The following is an 8,952-nucleotide window of genomic DNA, read 5'->3' as shown; positions in this document are numbered from 1 at the left end:
ATGCGGGTTGGCATATTTTCCAGTGCCCTGCCCACCTTCATAGCATGACCATGGGGTAAGCCAATAAACACAAAATCGCTGTCCTTGCCGATTTTATCCATTTCCTTCATGCTTATCAGCTCTTTATCATAAATTCCCCGCAAATGGGGATATATATCGGAAATATGTTCCCCGGCATGGCTTTCGGAGGTGATATGCACCACCTGGGCCTCCGGATGATTATATAAAATTCTCAACAATTCGGCACCGGCATAGCCGGTTGCGCCAATTACGCTTACCTTCTTCATGGTCAATTCCTCCTTGTCAATGAGTATAATATACACCTTTTATTCATAAAATGCAACTTTTAATTAATATTTATGCAATATTATGCAGATTTTTTCTTTAAATATACCAATAATGGAAAAACACGAACAACTGTGTTAAAATATAGGTTACGGGAAAAGCTTTAACCCCACGCTAACGGGTGCCAAGTCTCCCTTCTCAAAGGGGAGCAGAAAAGCACCCATAGCGGTCAGTGTCAGCTGCTCAGCTAAGACCATGGTCTTGCTTTGCAGGACACTTTCGCATGGGACGTATTAACCAATAGGCTTTGCCTCTTGGATACGTCCGCAAAGCTCTGGATTAATTCGACTACATTCAGTGGCCGTATAAGTCTCCCACTGAATAAGTTTCATTTTAAGAGGACATTGTGCAATCATGACGATAATAATCCGCTTGCTGAAGCGTCTGGCCCTATTGGCTCTATTCCTTGTCATTATATTATGCGGCTCATACTATTTTTCCGGTGGTACGCTGTATTTTGATGCACCTACTGCCCAGCGAATAAACCGTATTGTTTTTCTTGACCGGGAGGTTAATAAGGCCCTTAACCGAAACAATTATATTACCCTTGATGAAATCCCTGAATCCCTGACCCAGGCCATTGTGGCCGTGGAGGATAACCGTTTTTATACCCATCACGGCTTTGACCCGGAGGGAATAGGACGGGCCGCCCTGGTTAATCTCCAATATGGGGAGGTACGGGAAGGAGCCAGCACCATCACCCAGCAGCTGGTAAAAAATCTCTTTCTGTCCCAGGACCAAACCTATGGCCGCAAGGCGGAGGAGCTTCTTTTGGCCCTGGATATGGAATTACATTATTCCAAGGAACAAATTTTGGAAATGTATTTAAATACCATTTATTTTGGCTCCGGCTTCTACGGTATAAAGGAGGCCAGCCTGGGCTATTTTGATAAGGCACCGGACCAGCTTGCCCTGCCTGAAGCAGCCATGCTGGCAGGAATTCCCAATGCACCGTCGGCATATTCGCCCTATGAAGATTATATGCTGGCCAAAAAACGGCAATTCATCGTTCTGGATGCCATGGTAAAGGCCGGCTATTTACGGGAGAATATTGCTGAGGATGCCAAAATCAGGCCCCTGACCATAGTGAGCAGATAGGCCGTGCATAGACAACATCATATGCCATTGTAAGCTTCGTGCGAAACCTTATTTCGCACTACGCCCTTACAACGAAATCTAGAGCTCATCTGCATCCTTCGGATTTGATTCACAAGATTTCATATTAAGAAAAAAGAAGCTTCTATAGAAGTATACCACATTCTATAAAAGCTTCTTTTAATTTTCGCAATAATTACTCTTTGCCCCAGCCGCGGCCTACGGTATGTTCAGGTCTCAGATATCTGTCCAAATCGTTTTCAACAATTTCCTGAGCCTTCTGCTTGGCCAGCTTTTCCTTCTTGTACTTCTCGTAGTTTTCCTTGCCCATCTTCAAAATGAGCTCATCCTCTTCCTTCTTCTCCCGGGCTACAACCTTAATGCGGTTGCTGTATGCGTTGAAGAAGTCACGGCAAATCTCTGTGTAAAGAGCAGTGTCCCGCGGAGAATCCTTTGGTGCCAGCTTTCTATAGGAATAAAGCACATCATGGGACTTGGAATCGATTACATCAAAGAACACATTTAAGCGGGTATCATTGGAAACAGTGCATACAATATATGCATCGCCATAATCCTTTACACGCTCCTTGAACAGCTCCAAAGCCTTGTGCTTGCCCAGGCGATAGATATCAATATGCTCCTTCTGATTTACGGTCTTGCAAAAATCATGATAGGACATATAGCTGAACTGACTTTTCTTGTTCGCCTTTACTGCCTGATCATAAATCATCTTGGTAAGTTCCTCCACAGTAGGTTCTTCCTCATGGGGAGAGAACTGTGGGTTACCGATAACAAAGGACTTAACATCCAACATGCCAAAGCCGTATACAGTTTCCTTTGAAGTGCCCACTTCCCAGGCAAATGCAAACTGTGTGCCCAAAACCATGACGCACATCACAGTCAGCAGCTGTATGATTTTCTTCATTAAAATTACCTCCATAAACGTCTGATTTTAATCCTTAGTAAACAAAATGAAAACATACCGGTTTTCATCAGCTCTTACAGGGAATCCAGGTGCCTCCTCCTTCAGAGTTGATTCTCCAAGAGTCCCTAGTAAAGTTTAATATAAACAATTATGTTTGTCCATTAAAACCTGATTAAACTATCTATACCTAAAAAAATGAAGGCTCAGCCAAATACCCGCCTGGATATTTCCTTACCGGTTTTGGTCAATGCCAATCCGCCTTCGGCAGTTTCCTTGACAGTTCGCGGCAGGCTACGGCCAATCCGGTCCATGGCATCGATTACCTCATCCACCGGAATAACGGACTCCACCCCTGCCAGGGCCATGTCCGCCGCCACCATGGAATGAACTGCCACAAAGCCATTCCGCTTTACACAGGGCACCTCCACCAGACCCGCCACTGGGTCACAGGCCAGGCCCAACAGGTTTTTTATTGCCAGGGCCACCCCATGGCCCACCTGATCCGGAGTACCGCCAGCCAGTTGAACCATGGCCCCGGCCGCCATACCGGCTGCCGTACCGCACTCCGCCTGACATCCGCCATAGGCTCCGGCAATAGACGCATTGGCCTCTATTACCAGGCCAATACCTGCCGCAGTAAATAGCGCATCCACTATTTCCTCTTCCGTATTATTATTTTTTTCTGCCGCGGTTCTGATGGCCGCCGGTACAATCCCGCAGGAGCCGGCTGTAGGGCAGGCCACAATACGGCCCATTACCGCATTTACCTCACTTACCCCTACTGCACTGGCCGCTGCCGTCATAACCGTAGAGCCAGTATAGCTGTTTTCCCGGTGGGCGTAGAGCTTTACCGCATCTCCTCCGGTAAGGCCGCTAAGGGACTTATCCCGGTTGGAAATACCCCGCTCAATGGATTCCTGCATAACCCGCCAGTTATTCTCCATGGACTCCAGCATATGCTCCTTACTGTCAAAGGAATGCTCCTGCTCATATTCCATGGTTATTTTTCCTATAGTTGTGTTGTTCTCCTTGGCCAGCTCAATAAGCTCCTTGATTGAATTAAAATTTACCATGTCCATGGGCCCATCTCCTATATAGCCGGAACTGCAAAGGCATTTTCAATGACGCCGGTACTGCGGCAATCCTGAATAATATCCTCCGTCAGCTCCTCATCTGTCTCGATTATCATCATGGCCTCCTGACCACGGTTGCGGCGGAATACCCGCATAAAGGCAATGTTTACGTGATGCTTGGTCAATACATCGGAAATATCCCGGATAACCCCCGGCTTATCCCGGTGAACGATAATCAGGGAAGGGTACTGACCGGTAAGAGCTATCTGGAAGCTGTCAATATTTCTCACCTCAATATTGCCGCCCCCCACCGAGGCACCTCCCACAGTAATTTTTCGCCCATTGGTTCCCGTCAGGACAAACACTGCCGTATTGGGATGGGCATCCCCCAAATCCACTGGAGCAAAGGAATAATCCAGCCCCCGCTCCTTGGCAATTTCCAGGGCATCCCGAATGCGCTCATCCTCCGGTGAAAAGCCCAGCAGGCCCCCTATCAGGGCCTTGTCCGTACCATGTCCCCGATAGGTTCTGGCAAAGGATCCGTGCAATAAAATCTCCGCCTTGGCCACCGGTTCGCCCAAAATTTTCCCTGCCATAAGCCCCAACCGGGCCGCACCAGCCGTATGGGAGCTGGATGGACCAATCATAACAGGGCCAACAATGTCGAAAACACCTCTCATACTACCCCTCCTAAATTTCCCGTGAAAAAGCCATTCCCCGAAAAAGGGACTGCAAACCAACACTTGCAGTCCCTCCACACATACCAAGCCTTCCACAATCCTCACCCCATTGAGGATTGTCTGCTGATAGTATTACAGCAAATTATGTGCCTCCAGGCACCTTCTCAATAATGCCTCATGCTCCGGCTCCAGCTCCGTCAGCGGCAGCCGCAACGGCCCGGCATTATAGCCCTTCATTCGCATAGCCACCTTAACCGGAATAGGATTAACCTCGCAGAACAGGGCATTAATAAGGTCAATAAAGTCAATCTGCAGCTGGGCAGCCTCCTTTACCCTGCCATCAAAAAACAGCTGGCAAATATCATGAGTCTCCCTTGGTGCCACATTGGACAATACAGAAATAACTCCCTGTCCCCCCAGGGAAAGAATAGGAATAATCTGGTCATCATTACCGGAGTAAATGGCCAAATCATCGCCGCACTCATGACGGATTTTGACAATCTGGGACAAATCACCGCTGGCCTCCTTTACCGCCACAATCCGCGGATGCCTGGACAGCTCCTTATAGGTGGACAGCTGAATATTAACCCCGGTACGAGAAGGAACATTATACATGATAATTGGAATATTAACAGCGTCGGCAATGGCAGTATAATGCTTTACCAGGCCCTTCTGAGTACATTTATTGTAGTATGGTGTAACCACCAGCAGCGCATCTGCCCCAACCTGCTCAGCATACTGAGACAGCTGAATGGCATAGGCGGTCTCGTTGGAACCGGTACCGGCTACCACCGGAATGCGGCCGGCCACCTTTTCCACAGCATATTTAATAGCGGCTTTATGTTCTTCATCAGACATTGTGGCGGACTCACCTGTAGTTCCAGTAATCACGATGGCATCAGTACCACCGGCAATCTGGTCCTCTATAACACGGCCCAGCTCCTCGAAATTGATTCCCTCTTCGGTAAATGGTGTAATAATGGCTACGCCTGCACCTCTAAAAACAACATCCTTCACAAAAAAACCTCCAAACATTGTCACACTACACGACTAAGGTAATTATACCCCAGTCAGTTATTTTTTGCCAAGCCAATCTTAATCCATTATACGGGTCAGCTTATCAAATACATCCTTATTTTCTTCCAGGACAGCTTCGTTGCCAAATACGCAAATATTATTCTCCTTCATGGCCGCCTCAATGGCCGGAGCCAGCTTTCTGATATCTTCCGGCGTGGTGGACAGAATTTCATCCCGTACCTTCTGACGCTGCTCCTGGCTATATTTTTTGAAATACAGGCTCTGGGCAATATTGCCGGTCATCTGTGGAGTAAGGGGCATGTCAATATTGCTGATGGTACCAATAATATATTTGGTCATTTCCCGTTCATCCGCATCAAAATTCTTCAGGAAATCCGCCGTACCATCAAATACCTGCAGAGTTTCCTTCAGCTTAGGATCCCTGTAGGACAGGAACATAACATTACCATTACTGTTAATGCTGGTCATGGCCCCATAGGCTCCCCCCTGTACCCTTATCTTAATCCAGAAATATTCATACTTAAGCATGACCTCCATGACCCGAATACAGCCCGGCACCCTATAGCCCAATTTAATAATGTTGGCACCCTTGCCCACATACTGAACCTGACTGGAGGACAGCAGGGCCTCCTGGTGGCCTTCTACCGGCAAAGCATAGGTCTGTACAGGGGCCTCATCAGCCGTCTTATTTCCCTTCAGGGCTCCAATAAGACCCTTAATTTCCTGCTCGAACCTGCCATAATCCTTCTTTGGCATGGTCACACCGATGGTGAGCCGCTTACTGCTGAACAGCAGTTGCTGAAGCTGCTGAAGCTTGGTCTTTAGCTCATCGTAGCGTTCATCAAAATTATCGGCCAAATCCTTTAATATCGGGTAAAAGGACAGCTCGCCCATTTCTTCAAATACCCCGCCCTTGGATATAAAGGAGGCCAGGCGACCCCTGGCAACAGACACGGAGGAATTCAGCATCTCCATTTCCATCCCCACTTTGGACTGGATAATCAGCTCCTTTAAGCGGCTTTCATTATCAAATATGGTATCATTAATGATTTCCTTCATCAAATCCACAGCTACAGGCAGATTGCGGTAAAACACCTTGGAGCTCATTCTGAATAATGGACGGAATTCATCGGGCTGACCGGCAATTTGGAACACATCAATATCTCCTCCCATGCCACCGGTATAGAAGGTGTTTTTTTTGCTGAGCTCCACATAATCATTGGCCCTGGTATCCACCCGTCCCAATAAATCATTGAACAAATAGGCATAGGGAACTAATTCCTGGGGAACAACCTCCACATCAAAATACAGGGAATAGTAGACAATCCCCTTGGTATCCACATCGGAAAGCAGTATCTTTACCCCATCCAGCTCCCTTTCCTCCATAGGCAGTACCCGAACCTTTGGATTAATATCGGAAATCTTAAGAAGGGGAATGGTGGCCAAGGCCTCCGGACTATCCGGGGTCTGCTGACGTTTTTTCAGACTGGCCGCCGCATCAATAAGCTCCTGAATTTTATCCGGTGTCATGCCAGCCTTTACCTGGGCCAATTTTTCTTCCAGCTTTTTGGTATTCTCAGCAGCCATGGTTGCACTGGGCTTTAATACCACCAGGGCACCAAAGTGATTGTTCAGCAGCTTGGACTCAATCAATTCCTCATAATATCTGGTGGACAGCTTGTCCCGCAGGGAAGTCAGCACCTTCTCATACCGAAGCATAAGCAGGGGATCCCGATCGTAAAGCCAGCTGTTCATCAAGGTAAGATTATAAACCAGCCCCTTGGGAGCCGTACCAAAATCCGATTCCCGCAGTCTGAACTCCATACGGTTCAGCGTACCCTCCAGCAGGTTCCGGTCAAGGCCCTCCTGCACAATCTTCGCCATGGTGGTACGAATTACCTCCACAAATTTATCGGCATGCCGGGGCTCCGAACCGGTCATTTCAATGCTGAAAAAGGGCTGCAGCATGGCACCGTCAAAGCTGGAGGACACATCCTGGCCTATACCGGCCTCAATAAGGGCCATCCGCAATGGCGATGCGTGATTTTTTAAAAGGGCATCCTCCAAAATGGACATGGCCAGCAAATCCTCTACCTCGTCGGGATTTCCGGCCACCAGGGAATAGGACAAAAAGGTTTTGGCCTCTGTGGTCTCCGCCTCACCGATGGGATAATCAGCCACCACCTGCTTAATCTCATTAAAGGCCGCCTGCTCCTTAATGGTAGAATCCACATCCACAATATCAAAATGGCTGAGGTACTCCTCATCAATAAATTTCAGCTGCTCCTCAATATCCATATCTCCATAGAGATAGATATAGCTGTTGGCCGGGGAATAATACTTTCTGTGGAATTCCTTAAACTCCTCGTAGGTAAGGTCGGGAATAGCTGCCGGATTACCGCCGGATTCATGGGAATAGGCCGTATCAGGATAAAGGGCCCGCATAATTTCATTGCCCAATAAATCCTCTGGTGAGGACAAGGCCCCCTTCATTTCGTTATATACCACACCACTGTATTTTAACGGCTCATCAGGCTGTTCAATTTCATAATGCCAGCCCTCCTGCATGAGAATTTCCGGATTTTCCAGCATAGCCGGATAAAATACTGCATCCAGATATACATCCATGAGATTGTGAAAGTCCTTGTCGTTGCAGCTGGCCACCGGATATACAGTCTTGTCCGGGTAGGTCATGGCGTTGAGGAAGGTGTTCAATGACCCCTTCACCAGCTCCACAAAGGGCTCCTTCAGCGGAAATTTACGGGAGCCGCAGAGGGTAGAATGCTCAATAATATGGGGCACACCGGTATCATCAGTTGGCGGGGTGCGAAAGGCAATGGAAAACACCTTATTGTCGTCCTTGTTTTTTAAATACAAAAGGCGGGCACCACTCTTCACATGCTTAAATTCAAATGTGTCGGAAGCCACCTCAGGTACATTATCAATTTTTATCAGCTTAAAGCCGTGAATAACATCATTTACATTCATAAAAGGAACCTCCTTGATTGCTCACTAATACTATTAGTATAGCATAAAATCCCCTGTATATAAAAACGGACACAATAAAACTGCCCCATGAAAATGACATAGGGCAGCCTAAAAAACCAATATCAGTTTGCGTCCTTGGAAATGGTCTGGTCGCTCTTGCCCAGTGCCCATCCCAAAACCTTCAATTCTGCATACACCATAACCTTCTGCTCACGAAATTCCGCCTTGGCAGCCTTCAGCTCTTTATACTTCTGACAGGAAAGATTGTACCTGGCCGTAATCTCCGCTATACTCCGCGGCTTTTCCTTGCTGTCACTGGTATACGACGAAGATATGATTTTCTTTTGCTCCATAATGCTCACTCCGTTCACTAGATTATGCTTCAAGTATACAGCAGGTTGGCTGCTTCTTCAAATAAATTCTATAATAGTCACATATAAATCTGTTTGTAAAGCTGACTTCATATCTCATGTTTCAAGTGCCGCCCTCAACTCGGACATATCGTTGTACCCTTTTACGTTAGGGACCTTGGCAATTCTACGTCCTTCCTCAATAGCCGCTTTCGTGATACTGCTCGGCGTATCTATCGTCAAGGGAAATAGGCAACAGTATTCCCCCGGAGCGTACTTGTCCCGCGGCACTACATCCCAACCAACAGCTCTTAATTGTTCATCTCTTTTTTCACGGGCTTGTTCCTCTGGCGTTTTGTTTGACCCCATATCATTCTGCCCCTAATATTTTTTCAGCTCACTTCATTTTATAACGCCATTGTTCAAATTTTTCTTCTTTAGAAGAAAAATCTTCCAAT

General features: G+C 47.2%; 7 protein-coding genes and 1 pseudogene. 1 reads left to right on the top strand and 7 read right to left on the bottom strand.

Annotated elements, in window-relative coordinates:
• Positions 1 to 287: pseudogene (argC, locus tag Q0Y54_RS09825) on the bottom strand (N-acetyl-gamma-glutamyl-phosphate reductase); the annotation flags it as partial.
• A 412-nt stretch (positions 288 to 699) separates the two neighbouring features.
• Here argC and Q0Y54_RS09820 point away from each other — a divergent pair.
• On the top strand, positions 700 to 1,443 hold the full coding sequence (locus Q0Y54_RS09820; RefSeq protein ID WP_297967037.1) for a transglycosylase domain-containing protein: 744 nt from the start codon (positions 700 to 702) through the stop codon (positions 1,441 to 1,443).
• A gap of 193 nt (positions 1,444 to 1,636) precedes the next feature.
• On the opposite strand, the gene Q0Y54_RS09815 is transcribed toward Q0Y54_RS09820, so the two are convergent.
• The 6 genes from Q0Y54_RS09815 to Q0Y54_RS09790 all read right to left on the bottom strand — a co-directional run bounded on the left by Q0Y54_RS09815 (position 1,637) and on the right by Q0Y54_RS09790 (position 8,497).
• A complete protein-coding gene (locus tag Q0Y54_RS09815; protein ID WP_297967034.1) occupies positions 1,637 to 2,365 on the bottom strand; it encodes a hypothetical protein in 729 nt (242 codons plus the stop codon).
• A gap of 203 nt (positions 2,366 to 2,568) precedes the next feature.
• On the bottom strand, positions 2,569 to 3,444 hold the full coding sequence (gene sdaAA / locus Q0Y54_RS09810) for an L-serine ammonia-lyase, iron-sulfur-dependent, subunit alpha (RefSeq protein ID WP_366072620.1): 876 nt from the start codon (positions 3,442 to 3,444) through the stop codon (positions 2,569 to 2,571).
• A gap of 11 nt (positions 3,445 to 3,455) precedes the next feature.
• A complete protein-coding gene (gene sdaAB, locus Q0Y54_RS09805) occupies positions 3,456 to 4,118 on the bottom strand; it encodes an L-serine ammonia-lyase, iron-sulfur-dependent subunit beta (protein WP_297967031.1) in 663 nt (220 codons plus the stop codon).
• 132 nt (positions 4,119 to 4,250) lie between these two features.
• Entirely contained in the window at positions 4,251 to 5,135 is an 885-nt protein-coding gene (gene dapA, locus Q0Y54_RS09800; RefSeq protein WP_297967027.1) for a 4-hydroxy-tetrahydrodipicolinate synthase, read from the bottom strand.
• A 78-nt stretch (positions 5,136 to 5,213) separates the two neighbouring features.
• The gene (locus Q0Y54_RS09795; protein WP_297967024.1) at positions 5,214 to 8,144 is read right to left on the bottom strand and encodes an insulinase family protein; all 2,931 of its coding nucleotides are present in this window, start codon (positions 8,142 to 8,144) and stop codon (positions 5,214 to 5,216) included.
• A 122-nt stretch (positions 8,145 to 8,266) separates the two neighbouring features.
• A complete protein-coding gene (locus Q0Y54_RS09790) occupies positions 8,267 to 8,497 on the bottom strand; it encodes a hypothetical protein (RefSeq protein WP_297967021.1) in 231 nt (76 codons plus the stop codon).
• Positions 8,498 to 8,952: the final 455 nt, after the last annotated feature.

Source organism: uncultured Anaerovibrio sp. (assembly GCF_947302755.1).
Lineage (GTDB): Bacteria > Bacillota > Negativicutes > Selenomonadales > Selenomonadaceae > Anaerovibrio.
The sequence above is the reverse complement of the archived record's forward strand: the minus strand, read 5'-3'. Positions and strand labels throughout refer to the sequence as shown.

Bases quoted from the DNA above. Each gene is read 5' to 3' on its own strand.
- Q0Y54_RS09820 (WP_297967037.1), top strand. From the start codon at position 700: ATGACGATAATAATCCGCTTGCTGAAGCGTCTGGCCCTATTGGCTCTA.
- Q0Y54_RS09815 (WP_297967034.1), bottom strand. From the start codon at position 2,365: ATGAAGAAAATCATACAGCTGCTGACTGTGATGTGCGTCATGGTTTTG.
- sdaAA (WP_366072620.1), bottom strand. From the start codon at position 3,444: ATGGACATGGTAAATTTTAATTCAATCAAGGAGCTTATTGAGCTGGCC.
- sdaAB (WP_297967031.1), bottom strand. From the start codon at position 4,118: ATGAGAGGTGTTTTCGACATTGTTGGCCCTGTTATGATTGGTCCATCC.
- Q0Y54_RS09795 (WP_297967024.1), bottom strand. From the start codon at position 8,144: ATGAATGTAAATGATGTTATTCACGGCTTTAAGCTGATAAAAATTGAT.
- Q0Y54_RS09790 (WP_297967021.1), bottom strand. From the start codon at position 8,497: ATGGAGCAAAAGAAAATCATATCTTCGTCGTATACCAGTGACAGCAAG.